The sequence below is a fragment of the Haloplanus litoreus genome (assembly GCF_045690335.1).
Taxonomy (GTDB): domain Archaea; phylum Halobacteriota; class Halobacteria; order Halobacteriales; family Haloferacaceae; genus Haloplanus; species Haloplanus litoreus.
Map to the genome: position 1 here is coordinate 1164095 of NZ_CP147874.1, position 21410 is coordinate 1185504.

Consider the following 21410-nt stretch of genomic DNA (forward strand, 5'->3'; position numbering starts at 1 on the left):
GTTGGCACACCACTACAAAAAACGTCGGTCGGGGGTCAGCGAAGGGACAGATCGGCGAGCAACTGGGCGCCGCGGACGACGCCGGCCCTGGCCGCTGCACGACCTTTCAGGGCGCCGGCCTTCGCGTAGTAACCGCTCTTGCGCGCCGACCCGATGGCGTAGTGTCGTGCCGACGCGGGGATGGGCTGGCGCCGCCCGCGCATCCGCATCTCGCCGCTCCGAAGGGTGTCAAGCACTGCCTCGCCGTCGAGGGCGGCCCGGTCGACGCCCGACATAGCGAGCTCCGTGTACGCCCGGCCGACGTGCGGCACGGAGTGGGCGTCGCTGGCGGCCAGCGCGGGGTAGCCGTGTTCCGCGGCGAACCGGCGCGCCCGCCGGTTGCGAAAGCCGGTGAACAGCCACGAGTTGAACACCTCGATGGCGTCGCAGTCGACGAGGTGTCGTCGCGGCACGCCGTGACGGGAGCGCTGGAACGGGTGCGGTACGACGGCGACGCCGCCGTGGTCGCGCACCCACGCGACGGTTTCGTCGAGGGGGGCGCGCCGGGGCGGCATCTCGGTGACGCCGATGGCCAGCAGGTGGCCGACCTCCGTCGACACTTCCACACCGGGAATGCCGAGCAAGCCGTACTCGGGGGCGAGTTCGGCCGCTCGAAGCGACTCGTGGATCACGTCGTGATCGGTGACGACGATGCCGTCCAGACCGATTTCGGCCGCCTGTTCCAGTAGTAACTCGACGGGGTCGTGGCCGTCGTAGGAGGCCTCGGAGTGGACGTGCGGATCGATCCGAATCGTCGTCTGACTCACGATTCCCGTTCGACGGCACGAAGGATAAGCCTCGCGGCTCTATTCGGCTTCGACGCCGAGGGTTTCCCCGAGTACGTCACGAACCGTCGCCACCTGGTCGTCGTCGAGTTCGACCAGCGGCGGCCGCACCGAGTCGTCGTCGATGACGCCGCGTTCGACCAGCGCCGCCTTCGTCGTCGGCGCGAACCCGTACTCGAGCGAGGTGTTGAACAGGGGTGCGATGTGGTTCAACTGGAGGTCGCGTGCGCGACCGATATCGTTCGCGGCCGCAGCGTCGATCGCCTCCGCCATCATGCCGGGGAAGTAGTTCGACACCGCGTTGATTCCGCCGGTGGCGCCCATCGAAACGGCCGGGACGAGCTGGCTGTCCCACCCCTGGAACAGGTGGAAGTCGTCGCCCGTCCGTCGGATGATCTCGAGCAGGTGCGTCAGGTCGCCACTCGTGTCCTTCATCCCTGCGAGGTTCGGGTGGTCGGCGACGGCCTCCACGAGGTCGGCGTCGATGGACTGCCCGACACAGGAGGGGATGTTGTAGAGAACGATCGGCAGTTCGGTCTCGTCGAGGACCGCACGGAGGAACCGCTCGTTGCCGGCGGGGTCGTTCGCGCCGTGGAAGTACGGCAGGACGATCAGCACGGCGTCGGCACCGCAGTCGGCCGCCACGCCGATGCGTTCCAGCGTGCCGGCGACGCTCGAATGGCCGGCTCCCGGGAGGACGGGCGCGCCGTCGGCCGCCTCGACGCTCGTGGATACGACCGTCTCGTACTCGTCGAGGGTGAGGCTGGCGAACTCGCCGGTCGTCCCACAGGGAATGAGGCCGTCGGCGCCGTTCTCCAGGACGAACTCGGACAGGTCGGCTACCGCCTCGGCGTCGACCGATCCGTTCGAGAAGGGCGTTACCGTCGGGACGAGTGTGGTGCCGTACTCCGAATCTGCGGGTGCAGTGGGCATGTTCACCGCTTCGACGTGGGGTAAGTTAGGCGTTCCCCTGTACCGTGGCGTCGCCGTCACGGTCACCGAACAGCGGTCCGAGGCGCTCTGCCACCCCGTCGAGGACGATCAGCGTCGGCGGGAGCGTCGCCAGCGCGGCCACCAGCGTCAGGAAGATGACCCCGACGGTCAGGTAGCCGAAGTCCCCGAGGATCGGGAACGGCGAGAGCGTCAGCGCCGAGAACCCGAACACGGTGGTCATTCCGGAGACGGAGATGGCCTTCCCGACGCGGGTGGCTGCCGTCTCCACCGCGTCGAGTTTGCTCGTTCCCGCCCGGGCTTTCTCCTCGTAGTACCGCTCCATCACGATGATGGTGTACTCGGCGCCGATGCCGACGGTCATGGCGCCGAGCGAGGCACCGAGGGGCGAAACCGGAATCGACAGCGCCGCCATGTAGAGGTTCTGCCACCCGATGACGAACACCATCGGCACCAGCGGCGCCACCGCCTTCACGAGATTCCGGTAGTACGCCAGTAGCAGGCCGAAGACGAACAGGACGCCGAGTCCCGTCGTCACGTTCCGGCTCTCGATCTGATCGACGACCGACGGCGGCGTGATGGCCGCCGTCCCGGTGAGCGTCGGATCGACGCCCGGCGGCGGGTTGCTGAACCGTAGCGTCTCCTTCACGTTCGAGATGAACGACAGCGTCTCGCCCGTCTCCATGTCCTGTGCGCCGATGACCGTGATGTGGGCGTAGCCGTCGTTGTAGTAGCGGGTGCGTTCCCGTTCGGGAACCGCCGACAGGACGCGCTCGACGCCGGCCTGCGTCTCGGGGATCTCGCCGCCGTTGTGTTCCGCCACGAGCGTCGCCGGGGAGTCGACCCCCTGGATCAGCGGCGCACCCACGGCGACTCGTTCGAACCGTTGCATCCACTCCAACACCGCCGGGTGGGTGAGTTCGCTCCCCGTGACGACCACGTCGTACTGGACGGCCGAGCCGCCGCCCGTCTGGGCGCGGAACTGCTGGAGGTCCACGTACGCCGGCAGATCCTGCGGGACGAACTCCTCGGTGTCCGCCAGCGTCTCCAGCCCCTGTCCGGCCTGGAACCCCGCCCCCATCAACAGCAGGGCGACGAGCAACACGACCCCCGGGTTGGCCGCGAGCGTTCGCGACGTCCGGCCGAGCGTCCGCCCGACGGTGCCGACCCGTTCGGAGTCGGTCGGGTCCGTGCCGCTGGCGTCGGGGGCAACTGCCGGTGTCTCCGCCGAGTCGGCCCCGTCGTCCGGGGCCGTTTCCGGGCCGACGCCGCTGCTCAGTGTGGCCTCCCGGTCGGCCCCGCCGTCCGTGAGCTCACGGAGACCGAGTTCGCCCAGGCCACGCCGCCGGAACCGTGCGTACAGCGTCAACACCGGGAGCAGGACCAGCAGTCCCGCGAGGAACGTGAGCAGCACGCCGAACATCGACGTCTGGGCGAACCAGACGAAGGCGGGCGTTCCGCGGGTCGAAATCCACGTCGCGCCGAAGCCGAACGCGGCGGCGAGCATCGCGATGAACACGGGCGGGCCGATGCCGGCCAGCGCCCGCGGGAGCGCCTCTCGTGGCGGCGCCGACTCCAACTCCTCCTCGTAGCGCTCGTGAAACTGCACGGAGTAGTCGATACCCAGCCCGATCAGGATGGGGAAGACGGAACTCGTGAGGGTGGAGTTGGGGATCCCCGCGTAGCCGATGGCGCCGAACGTGTAGAGCACGCCGGTGAACACCGCGACGATGGGCAGGAGTCGGAGTCGCACCCCCCGGAAGAGGAAAAAGAGCGCGACGATCATGAGCCCCACCGCCAGCCCGAGCAACTGGTTGGTGCTCTGGCTGATGAGTTCCGACAGCTGGGCGGAGAAGGCCGCCGATCCCGTGACGATCACGTCGACTCCGGCGGGGAAGCGGGCCCACTCCTCGGCGTTCAGCGCCTCCGTGTAGATCGGTCGCTCCTCCGGTTGGGTGAGGCCGGTGTCGAAGACCACCCGCACGAACACCACGTCGGGAGAGCCCACGACGCGTTCGATCTTCGCCTGTGAGTCGGGGATCCGCCCGTACTCGGCCCGGACGCGGTCGGCCGGGCTGGAGACGTAGGCGACGTTCTCGACCGTGGACATCCGTTCGTCGAACCTGTCGATGGCTCTGACCGTCGCCGGGTCCGTCGTCTCGCCCCGGAGTAACACGGAGATCGACCCACGGTCGAACGCCTCGTTGAACGTCTCCAGGGTCGGGTTCTCGCCGGTGAACGCCTGATCTCCCGTGACGCTCGTGATCTGTGCGGCGCCCCCGAACGCGGCGAAGAGGAGTACCGCCGCGACCAACAGCGTGGCGACGGGGTGAGCCTGAATCTCGTGGCCCACCGTGCGGAACAGCGAGCGGAGCGCGTGCAACTCAGTCCACCCCCGGGTGTCGACGGTGGCTCACGCCCGCGACCGTCGACGGATCGATCATCGTCGTCGGTACCAGATGCCGCCACCGATCACGACGAGCAAGACCAGGGCGCCCACGATGGGGAGGACCGGCGGTCCACCGGCGGACTCCTCGACGCCGACGCCGATTGCCATGCCGTCGGTGAACTCCGTGTCGCCGTCCGCTTCGTCGTATCGAACCTCGACCGAGGCACCGTACTCCTTGGGAAGCGCATCGCTCGTCGCGCTGACCCGGAAGGTGGCGGTCCTCGTCTCACCGGGGTCCATCCGCCCCAGGAAGGCCCCGTCGTCGGAGGTGGAGAGCGGATCGCTCGTGAACAGGCGGGCGTCGACGGCCGAGATGGGACTGTCGCCGACGTAGGTCACCTCGGCGCTGAGCTGTGCCGTCCCGCCGGGCGTCACCGACGTCGAGACGTTCGACACCTGGAACCTGTCGCGCTCCGGTTCGACGGCTACCGTCTTCCGGATCGGGTTCGATGCCGTCCGCAGGTCGCCGTCGGCGTTCTCGTACTCCACCTCGAACGGGAAGGAGTTCGTGCCGGGTTCGGCGTCACCGGCGATGGCCGCGGTGAAGCTCACGTCGGCCGACTCGCCCGGTTCGAGCGTGCCGACCGCCGACTCGCCGTTCGTCGGCATCACCGGTCCCTGATCGTCCATCCGCACGACCACGTTCCGGGCGACGCCGGTGCCCGTGTTGGTCACCTGCCCCGTAAGCCGCGCTTCGGACTCGTCGACGCGGAAGTTTTCGGTCTCCACGTTCTCGATGGCGAAACTGCGTTCCGGCCGGACCTGCACCCCCGTCGTCAGCGTGTCCGACTGCTTTCCGATGTCGTTCGTGTCCCGATAGGAGACCACGGTGTCGACCGGGTAGGTACCCGGAGAGAGGTCGTCGGTCGCCCCGACCTGTACCGACACCCGGCGGGTCTCGTTCGGTTCGAGCGACTCGACGAACACGCCGTTCTCCCGTTCCGGAGTGGCGGGACTGCCGAAGTAGAGTCCGGACGCCCGTGACGTCAACCGCACCGTCGCGTTCCGTGCCGTCTGCGTGCCGGAGTTTTTGATCGTGAAGGCGAGCGATCCCGTGTCGCCGGCGAACAGCTCGTTCGTCCCCTCGGAGACGATGTCGAACTCGGATCGCTCCTCGATCGTGATCGTCAGTTCGACCGTCCGCTCCTTGTCGAGCCAGACGTACTCGGTTTCCGTCGGCGCCGAACTGGGCCCTTCGTAGATGACTGCCCGTGCGTGGCGGTAGCTCACCTCGACCGGCACGGTGTACGTACCGGGGTCGGCGTCGCCGATCTCCAGACTGAACCCGAACTCGGCGGCGCCGCCCGGCCCGATGCTGCCGGTCGTCACCGTCCCCGTTTTCACGTCGATGGGCGCGTCGATCCGCCCTTCGAGTACGTCCATCCGGACGCTCCGAGCCGTCTGCACTTGCTCTTCGAACCGACCGACGCCCCCGTCTTCGATGTTCCCGTCGTTGGTGGCGACGACCGTGAGTCTGGTCTCTTCGTTCGCCGTGAACGTATCGTCGGCGACGCTGTAACTCAACTCCGGGTTCCCCGTGACGACGCTCGACGCGACTGCGGGGACGACCGGTGCGACCAGCAGTAGGCCGACGACCGCCAGGACCGTAATCCGCCTCATGGTGGCATCTGCGGTCGGCCGATGATAACGATGACGATTGGTAAAACCAAACAGCAACAGTGTTGAACTGAATTGGAGTTTTTCGAGTTAGCGGTCACCGTCGCGCAGGTTAGCGGTTCGCTCTCAGTAGCTGACCTTGACCACTCGGTCAGTGTCGCCATCGACGAGCCGTATCGAGTCGTGGTCGTTGTCGAGGACGGGTCGCGGGGCGTTCCAGTAGACGTGCCCGTCGGTCGACTGGCCCTCGCCGACGTGCAAGACGAGTTGCTCGCCCGGGTGGAGTTCGCGGCCGTCGAAAAAGAAGTACGTGTGGCCGTCGCCGTCGATCAGATACCAGTTCGAGAGGTCGACGGTCACGCGCCCGGCGTTCTCCAGGACGACGTACTCCTCGGTCAACGCCGCCGCGTCGTCGCCCGGCGGGTTGGGGTGGATGGCGGCGATGCGCACGGTCGACTCGTTGGACTCGCGGAGCGGTCGCTCCGGGGTGACGACCGTACACGACCAGAGTCCCCGTTCGGCCGCCCGAGCGGCTCGCTCCGCGTCCGCGTAGCGGTCGTTCGTGGCCCGCGCGTAGCCGCGTTCCACGATCTGTCGGTTGATCGACCGCCCGTCGACGGACACCACGGCGGTGCGCACGCCGTTCGCCCGGTCGACGATGTCGACGGTCACCGACCGGTCGAGCAGGTCCGTTCGGAGCGACACCAGTCCGCGCCGGCCGTAGTCGGCGAGACACGTCCGTCCCCGGTCCCCGGTCAGGACGCCGTCGAACCGTCGCGGGTCGCCGCCGTCGATTCCCGGCGCGTCGACGCCGGCCAGTCGGACCGTCCGCTGGGACCCGGCGGGCGTTCGGTAGGTCAGCCGGTCGCCCGTGCCGACGCCGACCACCGTCCCGTCGCCCGTCGCGTTCGTCCCCGTCGCCGGCGTTCGGTCCCCGCCTTCGGCGGCCGTCGCTACCGCCGTCGCCGGCGAGCGCTCACCGACGGCTGCCGCGTCGCCGGCCGTGTCCGTCGTGGCGGGATCGACCGGCGCCGTCGCGGCGACCACGCCGCCGACGGCCAGTAGCCCGACCGCCACGACCAGCGCCGCTCGGCCGTCGACGGCGTCGACGCGAGCGACGGCGTACGCGCCACAGACGAGAACGAGTGCGAGTCCGAACGCGACGGCGACGAGCGGGAGCATGGGAGCGGTGCCGGGCGGTATCGAGATAGTTACGATGGGCAACCGACCGCCTTAATTATTCGCCTCGACGGTGCCCCGCTCTCGCTCCAGGGTCCGGCCGTCGTCGACGACCCGAACCGTGATCGACTGTCGGGTGGTGGACGACGGCAGGTCGAACGTCGTCGAGAGTCGTCGGTCCGGTCCCACCCGCGTGGACTGCTGGAACAGGAAGCTGTTCGGGTCCGTCCCGGACACCTCGACCACCACCTCGGTGGTCGGCGCGAGCGTCGTCTCCAGCCGGAACGTCGTCTCGCCGCCCGCGACGACGAAGGGGTCCTCCGGGGTCGGGTCGACGAGCGTCGCCCGACGCTCGGTGAGTTCGACACCCGTGCCGGCCGCCTGCGTCTCGGTGCCCAGCGGGCTCGCCCCCCACCGGATCAGGCCGACGCCGTATCGCTCGCCCACCGGGAGCGTCGCGGTGTCGACGACTGCGTACAGCCGGTCGCCGTCGTAGTGGTACTCGACGGCGCTCAGCGGATCGACAACCGTCCGGTCGCCGTCCACCGTCAGACCGAGGTCGATGCCGTAGCCGAGGGTGCCACGGCCGGCGACTCCGTACACCACCTGGCCGTCGCGCTCGACCCCGTCACCGAGGGTGACACGGACCCCGTGGGTTCCCGCCTCACCGGGGTTCGTCGCCCGGTACTGGAGGCGGAGCGTCTCGTTCGCGGCGACCGTCACTTCGGTGTCGAGATCGATCTCGAGCGCCCCGTCCGTGGCCGTGACGTCGGTAACAGCCGTCCGCAGATCCGTCTCGACGATGCCGTCCCCGTCCCTGTCGACACCGAGGTGGCGGATCCGGTCGGCGTCGAAGCGGCCGAGTGCGGCCGGAACGCCGCCGTCGTACTCGACGGTGACCGTCTCGAGGTCGACCGCCCGGTCGACGTCGATGCCGACGGTGTGGGTCGTGGTCGCGCCGGGGGTGCTGTCGGTCGGATACACGAGATTCTCGCCCGGCGGGTGGGTCGACTCGAGGACGCCGCCGACGCCGCTGGCGTTGATGGCGACGACGGCGTGGTCACCGACGGCGACCCGTCCCGTCTCGAATCGTTCCGTCTTCGGGAGCGCGCTCGCGTCGGCCGCGTCGAACCGGTCCCGCGGAATCGTCGACGCCGTCGCCGAGCCGACGGTCCCGGGCTCCACGACCAGCGTCGCGGAGGTGCTGTCGCTGCCGGCGACGGCGACGAGGTTGTACCGCCCCGTCGGTAGCGGGCCGTCCAGCCGATCAGTTCGGCGGTCGACCGAGGTGAGTCGGTCGCCCGCGCCGACGTCGTAGGCCGCCGACTCGTCGGCCGCCCAGGCGGCGCGGAAGGTGTTGAGCGTGACCGTGACGCGGCCGTCGCCGTCCGCGTCGCTCGCCCGGATGCGGGTATCGTAGCTCCCGTCGGGGGCCCGAACCATCAGCGTCACTCGCTCTCTGTCCCCGATCCGCATCGACAGCGGGGCCACGTCACCCCGCTGTTCCGTCGTGACCGCCCCCGTAAACTGGAGGGTGTCGGCGTCCTGTGCCGTGACGACTCCGTTCCCGAAGACCGACGTGAGCAGGAGGCTACAGACGACGAGTCCGACGACCGCCCGGCGGACGGTCCGTGATAATTGCGATTGCCTCCCCATCGTGTGAGGGTATCCCACTGCCCGCTAAGTATCTTGTGGAGCGATTCACGCCTCATCCGGAGTATTGTAACTGTTTACCGGCGTGTCGCCGAGGCTGTCCGGCGACCCACCGGTACTGACTTACAACGACCCGTCTCAGAGGTAGCGGATCCGCCGAACCGAGAGTTCGAGGTCGAAGCGGTCGGCGACGGTCGAGTTCTCCGCCCGCCCATCGCGCTCGAACCGTACGGTCTCTCGGACCCGGTCGGTCTCCCCGTTCTGGAGCCCCTCCCGCGACTCGTCGCTCCCTCCATCGTCCGTGCCACCGTCGGTCGGATCGAACACGAATCTGGGGTAGTCGGTGGCGACGATGCGGGAGAACTCCTCGTGTTCGTACCGGACGTCCACCCGGAACTCCACGTCCCTGATCGTCCGACGACCGACGTTCTCCACGTCGAACCGGTAGGTCACGAGCGCGAACTTCTCCAGTTGACTCCGCTGGATCCGGAGCATACGGTTTCGAACCTCGATGTCGTCGCTCGGCAGGGGAGCGGCGCTCGGCGTGGCCGTCGCCGTCGGATCGGGTCGAACGGTCGGGGCCGGCGTCGCCGTCGGCGTGGCCGTCGACGCCGGCGTCTCGCCACCGCCGGGCGTGGTCGTCGTCTCCGGTTCGATGAACAGTCGCCCGCACCCGGCCAGCGACGCCAGCAGTCCGACGCCGACACCGAGGAACGCTCGCCGTCCGACACGGTCGTCGACCATCGAGGCGGACATCGGGGGCGACCGAATTAAACCCCGCGTTGCGCGCCATCCCGCTTCGCGGCCCCCGTCGGTGAAACGCTTTTCGTCGCCGGCCCCTACGTTGAGGTATGAGTTACGAGGCGGTCCTGTTCGACAACGACGGCGTCCTCGTGGAGCCGATGGGGCGGCCGGTCCTCCGGCGCGCGACGTGGGAGGCGTTCGACGCGCTCGGGGTTCCCGATCCGGACCCGGACGACGTGGACCGACTCGCCATCGGCGTCACGCCCGACACCCTCGTGACGGTGTGCGGGCGGTACGATCTCGATCCGGCGCGATTCTGGCGCGCTCGCGACTACCACTCCTCGCACGCCCAGCGGGTGGAACTCCGCGCCGGGCGGGCGGGCCTCTACGACGACTTCGACGCCATCCGCGACGTCGACGCGCCCCGCGGCATCGTCAGTTCGAACCAGCAGGTCACCGTGGACTTCATGCACGACTTCTTCGCGACCCGCGACCTCTTCGAGACGGCCTACGGTCGCGATCCCACGATCCGGAGTCTCGAGCGCAAGAAGCCCGAACCCTACTACCTCCGCCGGGCGCTCGCGGATCTGGACACCGACTCCGCGCTCTTCGTCGGCGACAGCGAGTCGGACGTGCTCGCGGCTCGGGCCGCCGGCCTCGATGCTGCGTTCCTCCGCCGACCCCACCGCGAGTCTTACGACCTGTCGGTCCGACCGACCTACGAACTCGACGGCCTATCCGACCTCCTCGCCATCGACGGCGTGCCGACCCGGGGTGGGGCGTAGGGGGCGCCGAGGCTATCCGTCTGTGGTCCCAACGACCGGTATGAGCGAGAACGAGCGATCCCTCGCGGACCTGTCCGACGACGAGTGGCGCGAACGCCTGACCGACGACGAGTACCACATCCTCCGCGAACGCGGTACGGAACCGAAGTTCAGTGGCGACCATCTCGACCGCAAGGCGGACGGCACCTACACCTGTACCGGGTGCGGGGCGGCCCTGTTCGACGCCGACACCAAGTTCGGCTCCGGCACCGGGTGGCCGAGTTTCTACGACGCCGTCGAGGGCGCCGTGACACTGGAGACCGACACTCGCCACGGGATGACCCGAACCGAGGTGCTGTGTGCCCGGTGTGGCGGCCACCTCGGACACGTCTTCGAGGACGGCCCCGACCCGACCGGAGAGCGCTACTGCATCAACTCCGTCGCCCTCGATTTCGACCCCGAGGACTAGTCCTGCTCGGCGATGTTGACGGTGAGCACCGGCACGTCGGACATCGTCACGACCTTCTGTGAGACGCTGCCGAGCATGTTCTGCTGGTAGTCGGCGCCGTGGGTACCCATCACGACGAGGTCGACTCCCGCCTCGTCGGCGTAGGCCAGGACTTCGTCGGCGGGGTTGCCCTTCCGGATCCGCGTCCGCACGGTGATCCCCTCGCTTTCGAGACGCCCCGCGACCGACGTGGTGGCGGCTTCGCCTTCGGCCCGGAGTTCGTCCACCACATCGTCTTTCATGCCGTCCTGCAGGGTCAGGAACGAGCGGTCGTCGACGACGTAGAGCACGTGTACCGTCGCGTCGCGCGTCGCGGCGATGTCGGCCGCGTGGTCGACCACCGTCTCCATCGACTCGCTCCCGTCCGTCGGAACCAGGATGTCCTCGTACATCGTTACCGACGGGTTCCGTGCGTACACCCACACCCTTTTCGGTTCCGCGCTCGCGTCGTCTCGCTCCGTCAGTGGGTCATAAGCAGCAGTTTCTCGGCCGTCCGTGCCAGACAGAACGGGGCGTCCGGCGGGTTGCCGAAGGTGACCCGGTCGTCCTCGGAGACGAACAGGCGGTCGAACGCGCGGCCACAGGCCGGACACTTCAGGTCTTTCCGGTTCTCCAGGTACATCGACGACCCGTCCTGCGTGTCGAGTTTCAGGTGTGACCGGTAGTCGTGTACGTCGAACCCGTCGGCGAGGTCGAGGCGTTCGGCCATGTGCCGTGGGCGGGCGCGGCGGCGAAATGCGTTACGGCTACTCGACCGTGTTCCGCAGGGTGCCGACGCCCTCGTAGGTGATCTGGACCGTGTCGCCCCGTTCGAGCAGTCCCGGATTGGCCGGACTCCCGAAAGAGACGACGTCGCCCGGGCGGAGGGTGTACCGCTCCGAGAGGAAGGCGACGATTTCGGACGGCGAGAAGAGCATCTCGTCGGTCGTCGCGGACTGCCGTTGCTCGCCCGAGATGATCGTCCGCATCGCCGTTCCGTCGAGGTCCACGTCGGTCTCGATCCACGGCCCCAGCGGCGCCGACCCGTCGAACGCCTTCCGCGCAGTCCGGCGATCCTGGTCGTAGGCGTCGAGGTCGTTGAGGATGGTGTAGCCGCGGAGTGCGTCGTCCACCTCGTCGACGGCGAGGTCGTGGCAGCGTTCGTCGATCACCGCCGCGAGTTCGCCCGCGTAGGTGAACTCGCTCACCCAGTCGGGGTACTGGATCGGGTGCTCGGGTGGATGGAGTGCGTGTGGCGGCTTGATGAACCAGTCCGGGCGGTCGGGCTGGTCACCCTCGCCCATCTGGGAGATCTTCGCGCCGAAGTTTCGGCCGGTACAGAAAATCGCGGCGGGATCGCACGGTGCCATCAGGTGCCCGTCCTCGCCGACCACGTAGGTGTCGCCGTCGGCGTGGACGACGCCGTCGTCGTACTCGCCGGCGATGGGTCCCTTCGCGGTGGAGATGCGTGCCAGTCGCATGGGCCGACGACGGCGGCCGGGCGGCTATGGGTTTCGGTTCACGGGAACCGCCGTCGTCGTTCGCCGACGCGGGCCGGCGAACTGTCGGTGACGACTCGCGACGACCCGTCTCAGGCCAACTGCGCGAACGCCAGCGTCCCGCTGATGTTCTCGATGTACGCCTCGACGACCTGCCCCTCCTGGGCGCCGGGGACGAAGATTGTGTACTTGCCGCGTTCGGCCACGCCGTCGCCCTTCCGGCCCGTGCCCGTGATCTGGAACTGGTAGGTCTGGCCCTCCTCGAGGGTGGGCTTGCTGGCGTCGGACGTCTGTTTCGGCCGCTTCGCGACCGGTCGGAACGCCCCACAGGCCGTACAACGGAGCATGTCGACGCCGTCCTCGCGGACGAGGTTAGTGTCCGGCAGGCCACACTCCGAACACGTGACGTACTCCGTGACGTAGGCGTCGATGGCGGCGTCGAACTCGTCGGCGGTGAAAGAGCCGTTGTACCGCGCCCGGTCGCCGTCGAACTGGCCGTTGGTCCCGAGTTCCCGCTGGATCGACCGGTGGAGGTGTTCGGGTTCGCGACCCAGCGCCTCCGCGATGTCGCCGAGATTCGTCAGCCGCGTGAAGGCGCCGTCCGTCTGGCCGACCGGGTCGGGTACCTGGAGACGGTCGCCCGCCTCGCGCGTTCGCTCCGGCAGCGTATCGTAGGCCCGGTCGAGGGCAGAATCGTAGTTCATGGACACGAAAGGGTCTCGCATCCTAAATCCGTTCCGTGAGCCGCGCTCACACGCCACGTCGGACGGTCACTCGACGGACACCGTCGCACCGGCTCGCACCGCCCGTTCGGTCACCCGGACCGTCCGCTCCCCGACCGTGTACTGCCCCGGGTGGGGGACGGTGACGGTGAACGTGCCGTCGGCAGCCGCTTCGGTCCGCCGCCGAAAGTCGAGCGATCCGTGTGGGAGCGACACCGTCGTCTCGACGACGACGCGATCCTCCGGGCGGTCACGGCCGGTGATCGTCGCCCCGGGAACGAGTTCGAAGACGGAGACGAAGCCGTCGGGACTCGCGTAGACGGCGCGGTAGTGGGCCACGCCGTCCAAGCCGTCCGCGGCACTCCCGAGGTGGTGGTGGAGCTGCCGGTAGTTCGCCGGCGGTCCCGCCACCAGGCTCTCGCCCGCGGACTCGTAGGCCGGCACCGTACGCACGACGAGGAACCCCACGCGGTCGGCGAGCCGTCCGTACCACGACGACAGGCGCTCGGTGGTCAACAGCGGAACGTACGTCTCGGCCGCCAACGGGGTCGACAGCCCCCGTCCGTTGACGAAGTAGTTGAACATCCGGTTGCGCCCCTCCTCGCTCAGGACGTAGTTTTCCGGGTAGTCGAGGCCGGGCCGTCGCGCGTACCGCTCGATCCACCGCGCGGCGCGGTAGAGTCGCGGATCGACGACGCTCTCCTCGACGACGAGGCGTGTGAAGTGCGTGCCGGGAGCGTACGCCCCCACCGAGACGCCGGCCAGCAGAAGGGTTCGGCGCCGGCCGGGGAGTGATACTCGCTCCTCGCCGTCCGGGCGCCCCGCCGCGAGGACCGACCGGCAGACTCCGAGGCTCCAGAGCAGGACGACCAGCCCCATCCCCGCCAGGATGGCGAGCGGCGCCGCGAACTCGCCAGCGAAGCGCCGGTGGGAGACGGCGAGCGCCCCGAACACCAGCGCGTAGGTCAGCACGAACAGCCAGCCGGCGTCGCCGGCGCGTATCCGACGGCCGACGGACGGCAGGGCGGCGAGCGCGACGAACGGGGCGTAGCCGAGCAGGATCACCGGTCCCAACACGGGGCCGAAGTCCTCGAACAGCCCCGCCATCTCCCAGGTGCCCGGCCTCGCGAGGAAGGCCGCGCCGGCCGTCGCCTCGGCGCGGAACGCGGATGCACCGAACCACAGCGACGCGACGACGCCGAGGCCGACGAGGCCGCCGACGGCGTAGGCCGCTCGCGGCCGGGCGGTCCGGGCGGCGACGCGAGTCAGCCCCACCGCCCCCGCCCCACCGACCGCACACAGCACGGGAACGGCGACGACGGGCCAGGACTGCCAGCCGAGGAGTGCGTGCACGCCGACGGCGACGACGGACGCGAGCACGAACCCCCCGACGACCGGCCGGAGGCGGTGCGCCGTCTCGGCCGTCGGCCCGCGCACGAGGGGGACGGCGCCCACGCCGAGGGCCGCGGGGAGGACGAGCAGGGGGCCGCCCTCCCAGGCGAGGACCTGCGCCCCCACCGCGACGCCGAGTCCGAGCGCCGCACGCCGCCGATTCCGCTCCGCCTCCCCCAGCAACGCCACGAGACAGTACAGCGTCAGCGCCACCCAGAGGTAGTCGAAGGCGTGGTGGTCGCCGCCGCCGAGCGACGTGCGCCAGGCGTGGACCGGCATCGTCGCCAGCCACAACACCGACGCGAGGCCCACGCGGAAGTCGTCGGTGATCCGTGCCGCCGTCGCGTAGACGAGCACCCCCGAGACGACGGTGGCGACGAGCGGATAGACGGCGAGGGCGACGCCGCTCGAGCCGACGAGCACCGTCGCCGCCGCGAGCGTCGCCACGAACAGGGGTTCACCGACCCGTGCCCGGGCCGGGAGCGCGAACGGTCCTGCGACGGTGCGGTCCACCAGCGTCCGGTAGAAGTACGGATCGTTCGAGAGCAGAGCGACCCCGTCGGGGTGGACCACCGCTGGGAGCGAGAACAGACGGACGGCGACGAGGACGGCCAACGCCGCGAGGAGCAGGTGACGGTGTCGTAGCGGGGGGAGTCGGTCACGCAGTCCCGTCCCGCCGTCGGTCACGCGCTGTCCCCCGCTCCGGCGCGAGAGCTCATTCCACTGACGCGACGTGCGGGAGTGACAAAACGTTGTCGTGACCGCTCAGAACTCGTCGTCGACGAGCGTCGTCGCCGTCGCCTCGTCCATCGGGCCGCGCTCGGCCAGCAGGTCGAGCAGGCGGGCCACCCGTTCGTCGGTCGGGTCGATCCCCGCACGTTCGAGGAGTGCGCGGGCGCTCCCCCGACCGCTCCCCGGGCCGAAGACGAGACGGCGTTCGCCGCCGAAGGTCGCGGGATCGTACGGTTCGAACGTCCCCGGGTCGTGGAGCATCGCGGCGGTGTGGATGCCCGCTTCGTGGGTCGTCACCGCCTCGCCGAGGACCGGCGTCCGCGGGTCGACCGACTCGCCCAGCGCGTCCAGGGTCGCCCGACACGCCGGGACGAGCGCCGACCGGTCGAGGTCGAAGTCGGCCCCGTCACCGTCGCCGTCCACGGCGTTGGCCACTACCACCCGTTCGAGCGCCGCGTTACCGGCCCGTTCGCCGAGCGACGCCACGCTCACGTCCGCCGTCGTCGCGCCGGCATCAACCGCCGCCAGCGTGTTCGCCGTCGCGACCCCCAGGTCGTCGTGGAAGTGCACGCCGAGTCGGTCGCCGTCGACGCCGCGAGCCCGCAGGTCGGCCACGAGTTCCCGCACGTGGTCCGGCGTCCGCGCACCAACCGTGTCCGCGACGGTGATCGTCGGCACCGACGGGAACGCGTCGAAGACCGCCGCGAGCTGGGCGGGGTCGGTCCGGAAACCGTCAACGAGGGTCAGGTGGACGGCGACACTCCCGTCCCGTGCCCGGTCGAGCGCCTCGCCCGTCATCGCCACCATCTCCTCGCGGGACTTCCCGAGGACGTGTTCGAGGTGCCGGTCCGAGGTGGGGACGAACACCTCGATCACGTCCGCCGAGGCGTCGAGCGCGGCGTCTACGTCCGCGGTTCTGGCTCGGGCGATACCGACGACGCTCGCGTCGGTTTCACCGGCGAGTCGGCGGATGGCAGCACGGTCCGTCTCGCCGACTGCGGGGAAGCCGGCCTGAATCGCGTCGAGGCCGAGTCGGTCGAGCGCCCGTCCGGCGGCCACCCGTGCCTCGACGTCGTACTCCCGGCCGGGCATCTGGGCGCCCTCACGGATCGTCACGTCGCGGAGCGTGACCGTCATCAGATCACACCCGCCTCGCGGAGGCGTTCGTACTCCGCTTCGGTCAGTCCGACCTCCTCCAGGAACACCTCGTCGTTGTGTTGCCCGTGGCCGGGGCCGGCGTGTTCGACGGCGCCGGGTGTACGCGTGAACCGCGGCACCGGCGCCGCCGTCTTCAGCGATCCGAGGTCGGGGTCCTCGACCTCGACGATGTCGTTTCGGGCCGCGTACTGTTCGTCCTCGAAGATGTCGGCCATGTCGTAGACGGGGCCCGCGATGGCGTCTGCGGCCTCCATCGCCTCGATGGCCGCCTCGGTCGAGCGCTCGCGCGTCCACCCCTCGATGATCTCGTCGAGTTCGTCGGCGTGTTCGACGCGGCTCTCGTTGTCGACAAAGCGCGGGTCGTCGACGATGTCCGGGCGGCCGATGGCGTCGGCCACGTTCTCGAAGATGGACTGGGCGGACGCCGAGAGCGTCATGTAGCCGTCGGTCGTCTCGTAGACGTTCCGCGGCGCCGCGTTCTCGTGGTGGTTGCCGATCCGCTCCCGTACTTCACCCAGCCTGTCGTACGCCTCCACCTCCGACAGGAAGAGCCGGAAGAGGGGTTCGTAGAGGCTCATGTCGATCACCTGTCCCTCGCCGCTCCCGCCCGCCCGCCCGACGTCGCGTTCGAAAACGGCGAACATGACCCCCTGTACGGCGAAGCTCGCGGCGGTGAGGTCCCCGAGGCTGATCGGCGGCAGGAGCGGTTTACTGTCCGGGAAGCCGTTGACGTGCGCCCAGTTCGTGATCCCCTCCGCGACGGTGCCGAAACCGGGTTTCTCCGCCCGGGGACCCGTCTGGCCGTATCCCGACTGCCGGACGACGATCAGGCCCGGATTCTCCTCGTGGAGTCGTTCGGGACCCAGTCCCCACTTCTCCATCGTCCCCGGGCGGAAGTTCTCGAAGAGCACGTCCGCGTCGGCGATCAGGTCGAGGAGGAGTGCGCTCCCCTCGGCGGTACTCAAATCGAGCGTCACACACCGCTTGTTCCGACCGATGGATTTCCACCAGAGCGACACCCCCTCGTCGTAGGGTGGCCACTCGCGGAGCGGATCGGTTCCCTCGGGGTGTTCGACCTTGATCACGTCCGCGCCGAAGTCGGCCAACTGCGTCGTGGCGAAGCCCCCGGCGATCATGCCCGAACAGTCGACGACCCGCAGGCCGTCGAGCGGTCCCTGTCGTTCGCGTGCGGTCATGGCCGGGCGGTACGGTCGGGGGTGGGATAAGCTGTCGACATCGGCCTGCAGTATATGGTGGTGTGGGACGTACTCACACTCGCATGGCCATCGCCCGGCACGGCTCCGGCCCCCGAGCGACCCTCGACGCCGTCGCCTCGCAGGTCCACCCGGTCTTCATGGCGCCGCCGCTCGCCGCCTCGGGGTTCGGCGCCGTCCTCGGGGGGGTCGGATCGCCCCGCCTCGCCGGTCTCCACCTCGCCGTCGCCTTCACGGCCCTCTACACCGCTCACGTCAAGGACGGCCTCGTCGACTTCCACCACCGTGGCGAGGACGACGACCACCCGCTGACGCGGCGGGGCTGTCACCTCGTGCTCTTCGGGTCGACAACGCTGTTTTTCGCCGGCGTCGTTGCGCTCGCAGTCTTCGTCGACCCCGTCGCGGCCGTCATCGCCCTCCCGGGATGGGTGGTCGCCGTCCTCCACGCGCCACAGTTGGACACCACCCCCGTCGGTGCGACGCTCGGCTACCCGGTCGGTATCGGCTTTGCCCTCCTCGGCGGCTACTACGTGCAGGCTCGGACGCTATCGACGGCCGCCCTCGCCTTCGCCGCCGTCTTCGTGACGGTCCTCGCGGGGATCAAAGTCGTCGACGACGCCACCGACTACGACTACGACCGCTCGGTCGACAAGCGGACCGTCGCCGTCGTCGTCGGCCGCGAGGGTGCCCGCCGCGTCGCCGGGACGCTCATGGGTGCGGGCATGGTTGCCGTCCTCGCCCTGTCGGCCACCGGCGTCGTGCCCCGTGGCTCGGCGCTCGCCGTCGTTCCCTTCGTCGCCGTCTCCCTGATCGCCCGCCGGGCCGACGCCGAACTGGCGACGATGCTCCTCGTGCGTGCCTCCTATCTCTTCTTCGCGCTCCTCGTCGTCGCCGTGTGGTTCCGGCCGTTCGCCGGTCTCTCCCTGCCCGACATCACCGCCTTCGGACCGTACACCTACCTCGCCACGGAGGTGCTGTGGGGAACGGCCGCCGTTGCACTGGTCGTGCGCGCCGGCGCCGTGTGGGCCGCCGCGCGGACCGTCGCCGTGCTCTACCCCGCCGCCTACGTGTGGGACTGGTACACGCTCGAAGTCGGCGTGTTCGCCATCCCGATGCGGACGGGGATCGATCTGCTGGGGATTCCGCTGGAGGAACACCTGTTCATGCTCGTCGTGCCGACGATGGTCGTCGGCGTCCACGAAACGTTGCGCGGACTGCTGGACGACTAGTCCCGCTTCGCGCCGGGGGTCGTCACCGCGCCAGTTCCACCGTTTCCGTCCGCGGGTCGCCCTTCCCGGTCGCGACCACTCGTCGCAAACGCTGGAGGACCCCGATCTGCTGGCGAGCGGAGCGAGCCAGCAGTCCCGATCAGTCCTGCTTCGCGCTGGGATTCGTCACCGCGCCGTTGGCCGCCGAGCCGAACATCTGGCCGTACTTCGCGAGGACGCCCGAGGTGTAGCTCGGTTCGGGGTCGTAGTCCGCGAGGCGCTCCTCAATCTCTTCGTCGGAGAGGTCCACCGAGAGTTCGTGGTTGTCGATGTCGATGGTGATCACGTCGCCGTCTTCGAGCGCCGCGATGGGACCGCCGACGAACGCCTCGGGGGCGACGTGGCCGATGGAGAAGCCGCGAGTCGCACCGGAGAACCGCCCGTCTGTGAACAGCGCCACGTCTTCGGCGTGACCCTGGCCGGCGACGGCGCTCGTGACGCCGAGCATCTCGCGCATGCCCGGGCCGCCGCGGGGACCCTCGTTCCGGATCCCGATCACGTCGCCGGACTCGACGTGCCCCTCCTGAACGTACTCCATGGCGTTTTCCTCCTCGTCGAAGATTCGGACGGGGCCCTCGTGGTGGAGGTGGTCCTCGCCGGTGATCTTGATGACGGCCCCCTCGGGGGCGAGGTTACCGGAGAGGATGCGGATGGCGCCGCGCTCGTGGATCGGGTCGTCGACAGTGTGCAGGAAGTCGACGTCCAGCTCCGCGACGGCGGGTGGGTCGTAGCGCTCGATGGCCTCGGCTATCGTCTCGCCCGTCACGGTGAGCGCGTCGCCGTGGAGCAGGTCCGCTTCGAGCAGTTCGCGGAGGACGACCGGTACGCCGCCGACCTCGTGGAGGTCGTTCATCACGCGCTCGCCGCCGGGCTGGAGGTTGGCGATCTTGGGCGTCCGCTCGCTGATGCGGTTGAAGTCCTCGAGGTCGAGGTCGACGCCCGCCTCGGCCGCCATCGCCGGCAGGTGGAGGACGGCGTTGGTCGAGCCACCGATCGCGACTTGGAGGGCGATGGCGTTCTCGAAGGATTCCTTCGAGAGGAAATCGGAGGGCTTGCGGTCCGCCTCGATCACGTCGACGACGAGTTCGCCCGTCTCGCGGGCCACCTCGTAGCGGGCCTCGTCCTCGGCGGGCGGGGAGGCGGAGCCGAGGGGGGCGAAGCCGATGGCCTCGCTGATCGAGGCCATCGTGTTGGCGGTGAACATCCCACCACAGGAGCCGGCACCGGGGCAAGCGTGCCGTTCGAGATCGTCGAGTTCGTCGTCGCTCATATCGCCGGACGCGACGGCGCCGACGCCCTCGAAGACGTTCTGGATGGTGACCTCACGACCCTCGTGTTCGCCGGGCATGATCGACCCGCCGTAGAGGAAGACCGAGGGCAGGTCGGTCCGGATGGAGGCCATCATCATCCCGGGCATGTTCTTGTCACAGCCGCCGATGGTGACGAGAGCGTCCATTCGTTCGCCGAAAGAGACGAGTTCGACCGAATCCGCGATGACCTCGCGGGAGATCAGCGAGGATTTCATTCCCTCGGTCCCCATCGAGATGGCGTCGGAGATGGTGATCGTGCCGAACTCGATGGGCATGCCGCCCGCCTCGTCGATGCCGTCGATGGCCGACTCGGCCACCTCGTCGAGGTGGACGTTACACGGTGTGATGTCCGCGGCGGGGTTGGGGACGCCCACCATCGGCGACGAGAGGTCCTCGTCGTCGAAGCCCATCGCGCGGAACATCGACCGGTGGGGGGCGCGGTCCCGCCCTTCGGTCACTTCGCTGCTGCGGAGATCCGGGTCCTTGCCTCCGGGGTAGGGTTCCGCGGACTCGGACTCGGACTCCGTTCGCTCTGGTTCCTGTTGACTCATGTGAACCCCCTATCCGCCCGGGGACTTAAACCCTGACGCCAACTCCCAGACGGGTAGCTCGTTCAATCCTCGTCCCGACTCGCCAGCCCCGACAGGTGACCGGCCTCGGGGACGATGATCTCCTCGGCGCCCAGCGTCGCCGCGTTCTCGCTCCCCGGCAGGCAGAAGACGGGCGTTCCGTCGGCGACGCCGGCGACGGCCCGCGTGCCCACGACTTTCGTCCCGATCTCCTCGTAGGAGAGGCGCCGGAACAGTTCGCCGAAGCCCGGGAGCGACTTCTCGAACAGCGGGCGGGCCGCCTCGACGGTCACGTCGTCCGGCGTCACACCCGTTCCCCCCGTGCTGACGACGGCGTCCACGTCCCCGCGGCCCGCGAGGTTGTTCAGGGCGGATTGGACCCGGTCGTAGTCGTCGCCGACGAGTTCCCGGGTGACGACGTCGTGGCCCGCGTTCTCGAACGCGGCGACGATGGCGTCGCCCGCCGGGTCGTCGTCGAGCGTACGCGACGTGGTGACGGTCAGTATCGCGGCGCCGAGCGTCTCGACGTCGTGGTGGTGGTGACCGTGTCCGTGGTCGTGGTCGTCGTCCTCCCCGTGATGTTCGTGTCCGTGGTCGTGGTCGTCGCCCATGCGCGAGCGTTCGGGAGCCGTCCACAAAAGCCGTGCCCGATCGGCCGCGCGGTCACGTCGGCCGAGTAACACCTTTGGACGCCCGCACCGTAGCCGCGCGTATGGTCGACGATGCCACCACCGCGACTCGCGTGACGTGTTACGAGTGTGGATTCACGGCGCCGCCCGGAAGCGACGACTGGGAGACGGCGACGCACCCGTCGCTCGGGTCGCTCACGCGCTGTCCCGAGTGTGGGAGCACGAACACGACCAGCGGGTGAGTCCGCC

At 69.3% G+C, this 21410-nt stretch carries 20 protein-coding genes; 4 read left to right on the top strand and 16 right to left on the bottom strand.

Annotation, left to right across the window (positions count from 1 at the left end):
* Nucleotides 1-35: 35 nt before the first annotated feature.
* The 7 genes from V8686_RS06285 to V8686_RS06315 form a co-directional block, all read right to left on the bottom strand.
* Nucleotides 36-806, bottom strand: a complete 771-nt coding sequence (locus V8686_RS06285; RefSeq protein ID WP_379703102.1) for a CehA/McbA family metallohydrolase — start codon at nucleotides 804-806, stop codon at nucleotides 36-38.
* A 39-nt stretch (nucleotides 807-845) separates the two neighbouring features.
* A complete protein-coding gene (locus tag V8686_RS06290; RefSeq protein WP_379703103.1) occupies nucleotides 846-1757 on the bottom strand; it encodes a dihydrodipicolinate synthase family protein in 912 nt (303 codons plus the stop codon).
* Nucleotides 1758-1782: 25 nt separating this feature from the next.
* Complete coding sequence (locus V8686_RS06295; protein WP_379703104.1) at nucleotides 1783-4158, bottom strand: efflux RND transporter permease subunit; 2376 nt, start codon at nucleotides 4156-4158, stop codon at nucleotides 1783-1785.
* Between the two features lie 57 nt (nucleotides 4159-4215).
* Nucleotides 4216-5844, bottom strand: a complete 1629-nt coding sequence (locus tag V8686_RS06300; RefSeq protein WP_379703105.1) for a COG1361 S-layer family protein — start codon at nucleotides 5842-5844, stop codon at nucleotides 4216-4218.
* A gap of 123 nt (nucleotides 5845-5967) precedes the next feature.
* On the bottom strand, nucleotides 5968-7023 hold the full coding sequence (locus V8686_RS06305; protein WP_379703106.1) for a lamin tail domain-containing protein: 1056 nt from the start codon (nucleotides 7021-7023) through the stop codon (nucleotides 5968-5970).
* Between the two features lie 51 nt (nucleotides 7024-7074).
* Nucleotides 7075-8676 carry a DUF7827 domain-containing protein gene (locus V8686_RS06310; protein WP_379703107.1) on the bottom strand — a complete coding sequence of 534 codons (1602 nt, stop codon included), beginning with the start codon at nucleotides 8674-8676 and terminating at the stop codon, nucleotides 7075-7077.
* 135 nt (nucleotides 8677-8811) lie between these two features.
* Nucleotides 8812-9417 carry a hypothetical protein gene (locus V8686_RS06315; protein ID WP_379703108.1) on the bottom strand — a complete coding sequence of 202 codons (606 nt, stop codon included), beginning with the start codon at nucleotides 9415-9417 and terminating at the stop codon, nucleotides 8812-8814.
* 107 nt (nucleotides 9418-9524) lie between these two features.
* Here V8686_RS06315 and V8686_RS06320 point away from each other — a divergent pair, with 107 nt between their 5' ends.
* Both V8686_RS06320 and msrB read left to right on the top strand, forming a co-directional pair.
* On the top strand, nucleotides 9525-10202 hold the full coding sequence (locus V8686_RS06320) for an HAD family hydrolase (RefSeq protein ID WP_379703109.1): 678 nt from the start codon (nucleotides 9525-9527) through the stop codon (nucleotides 10200-10202).
* A gap of 40 nt (nucleotides 10203-10242) precedes the next feature.
* On the top strand, nucleotides 10243-10650 hold the full coding sequence (gene msrB, locus V8686_RS06325) for a peptide-methionine (R)-S-oxide reductase MsrB (protein ID WP_379703110.1): 408 nt from the start codon (nucleotides 10243-10245) through the stop codon (nucleotides 10648-10650).
* Here the strand turns inward: msrB and V8686_RS06330 are convergent.
* From V8686_RS06330 to V8686_RS06360, 7 genes are all read right to left on the bottom strand, one after another.
* Nucleotides 10647-11081: a universal stress protein gene (locus V8686_RS06330; protein ID WP_379703111.1), complete on the bottom strand. Its 435-nt coding sequence runs from the start codon at nucleotides 11079-11081 to the stop codon at nucleotides 10647-10649. The two genes, msrB and V8686_RS06330, sit on opposite strands and share 4 nt — an antisense overlap.
* Nucleotides 11082-11149: 68 nt before the next feature.
* Nucleotides 11150-11398: a DUF7385 family protein gene (locus tag V8686_RS06335; RefSeq protein ID WP_379703112.1), complete on the bottom strand. Its 249-nt coding sequence runs from the start codon at nucleotides 11396-11398 to the stop codon at nucleotides 11150-11152.
* 37 nt (nucleotides 11399-11435) lie between these two features.
* Nucleotides 11436-12149 (bottom strand): fumarylacetoacetate hydrolase family protein, encoded by a 714-nt coding sequence (locus V8686_RS06340; protein WP_379703113.1) that lies wholly within the window; start codon nucleotides 12147-12149, stop codon nucleotides 11436-11438.
* A 110-nt stretch (nucleotides 12150-12259) separates the two neighbouring features.
* Nucleotides 12260-12871, bottom strand: coding sequence for a translation initiation factor IF-2 subunit beta (locus V8686_RS06345; RefSeq protein ID WP_379703114.1), 612 nt, complete (start codon nucleotides 12869-12871; stop codon nucleotides 12260-12262).
* Between the two features lie 66 nt (nucleotides 12872-12937).
* Nucleotides 12938-14968, bottom strand: coding sequence for a glycosyltransferase family 39 protein (locus V8686_RS06350; protein ID WP_379703115.1), 2031 nt, complete (start codon nucleotides 14966-14968; stop codon nucleotides 12938-12940).
* Nucleotides 14969-15046: 78 nt separating this feature from the next.
* Nucleotides 15047-16150, bottom strand: a complete 1104-nt coding sequence (locus V8686_RS06355) for a LeuA family protein (protein ID WP_379703116.1) — start codon at nucleotides 16148-16150, stop codon at nucleotides 15047-15049.
* The gene (locus tag V8686_RS06360; protein ID WP_379703117.1) at nucleotides 16150-17367 is read right to left on the bottom strand and encodes a CaiB/BaiF CoA transferase family protein; all 1218 of its coding nucleotides are present in this window, start codon (nucleotides 17365-17367) and stop codon (nucleotides 16150-16152) included. Before V8686_RS06360 ends, V8686_RS06355 begins: the two co-directional genes overlap by 1 nt.
* Nucleotides 17368-17450: 83 nt before the next feature.
* Between V8686_RS06360 and V8686_RS06365 the strand changes: the two genes are divergently transcribed.
* The gene (locus V8686_RS06365) at nucleotides 17451-18614 is read left to right on the top strand and encodes a lycopene cyclase domain-containing protein (RefSeq protein ID WP_379703118.1); all 1164 of its coding nucleotides are present in this window, start codon (nucleotides 17451-17453) and stop codon (nucleotides 18612-18614) included.
* 139 nt (nucleotides 18615-18753) lie between these two features.
* On the opposite strand, the gene ilvD is transcribed toward V8686_RS06365, so the two are convergent.
* Nucleotides 18754-20514 (bottom strand): dihydroxy-acid dehydratase, encoded by a 1761-nt coding sequence (gene ilvD / locus V8686_RS06370; protein ID WP_379703119.1) that lies wholly within the window; start codon nucleotides 20512-20514, stop codon nucleotides 18754-18756.
* 62 nt (nucleotides 20515-20576) lie between these two features.
* Nucleotides 20577-21143, bottom strand: a complete 567-nt coding sequence (locus tag V8686_RS06375) for a MogA/MoaB family molybdenum cofactor biosynthesis protein (RefSeq protein ID WP_379703120.1) — start codon at nucleotides 21141-21143, stop codon at nucleotides 20577-20579.
* Nucleotides 21144-21244: 101 nt separating this feature from the next.
* On the opposite strand from V8686_RS06375, the gene V8686_RS06380 reads away from it, so the two are divergent.
* On the top strand, nucleotides 21245-21403 hold the full coding sequence (locus V8686_RS06380; protein ID WP_379703121.1) for a hypothetical protein: 159 nt from the start codon (nucleotides 21245-21247) through the stop codon (nucleotides 21401-21403).
* Nucleotides 21404-21410: the final 7 nt, after the last annotated feature.

Bases quoted from the DNA above. Each gene is read 5' to 3' on its own strand.
- V8686_RS06290 (WP_379703103.1), bottom strand. From the start codon at position 1,757: ATGCCCACTGCACCCGCAGATTCGGAGTACGGCACCACACTCGTCCCG.
- V8686_RS06300 (WP_379703105.1), bottom strand. From the start codon at position 5,844: ATGAGGCGGATTACGGTCCTGGCGGTCGTCGGCCTACTGCTGGTCGCA.
- V8686_RS06305 (WP_379703106.1), bottom strand. From the start codon at position 7,023: ATGCTCCCGCTCGTCGCCGTCGCGTTCGGACTCGCACTCGTTCTCGTC.
- V8686_RS06310 (WP_379703107.1), bottom strand. From the start codon at position 8,676: ATGGGGAGGCAATCGCAATTATCACGGACCGTCCGCCGGGCGGTCGTC.
- V8686_RS06315 (WP_379703108.1), bottom strand. From the start codon at position 9,417: ATGGTCGACGACCGTGTCGGACGGCGAGCGTTCCTCGGTGTCGGCGTC.
- V8686_RS06320 (WP_379703109.1), top strand. From the start codon at position 9,525: ATGAGTTACGAGGCGGTCCTGTTCGACAACGACGGCGTCCTCGTGGAG.
- msrB (WP_379703110.1), top strand. From the start codon at position 10,243: ATGAGCGAGAACGAGCGATCCCTCGCGGACCTGTCCGACGACGAGTGG.
- V8686_RS06330 (WP_379703111.1), bottom strand. From the start codon at position 11,081: ATGTACGAGGACATCCTGGTTCCGACGGACGGGAGCGAGTCGATGGAG.
- V8686_RS06335 (WP_379703112.1), bottom strand. From the start codon at position 11,398: ATGGCCGAACGCCTCGACCTCGCCGACGGGTTCGACGTACACGACTAC.
- V8686_RS06340 (WP_379703113.1), bottom strand. From the start codon at position 12,149: ATGCGACTGGCACGCATCTCCACCGCGAAGGGACCCATCGCCGGCGAG.
- V8686_RS06345 (WP_379703114.1), bottom strand. From the start codon at position 12,871: ATGAACTACGATTCTGCCCTCGACCGGGCCTACGATACGCTGCCGGAG.
- V8686_RS06355 (WP_379703116.1), bottom strand. From the start codon at position 16,150: ATGACGGTCACGCTCCGCGACGTGACGATCCGTGAGGGCGCCCAGATG.
- V8686_RS06360 (WP_379703117.1), bottom strand. From the start codon at position 17,367: ATGACCGCACGCGAACGACAGGGACCGCTCGACGGCCTGCGGGTCGTC.
- V8686_RS06365 (WP_379703118.1), top strand. From the start codon at position 17,451: ATGGCCATCGCCCGGCACGGCTCCGGCCCCCGAGCGACCCTCGACGCC.
- ilvD (WP_379703119.1), bottom strand. From the start codon at position 20,514: ATGAGTCAACAGGAACCAGAGCGAACGGAGTCCGAGTCCGAGTCCGCG.
- V8686_RS06375 (WP_379703120.1), bottom strand. From the start codon at position 21,143: ATGGGCGACGACCACGACCACGGACACGAACATCACGGGGAGGACGAC.
- V8686_RS06380 (WP_379703121.1), top strand. From the start codon at position 21,245: ATGGTCGACGATGCCACCACCGCGACTCGCGTGACGTGTTACGAGTGT.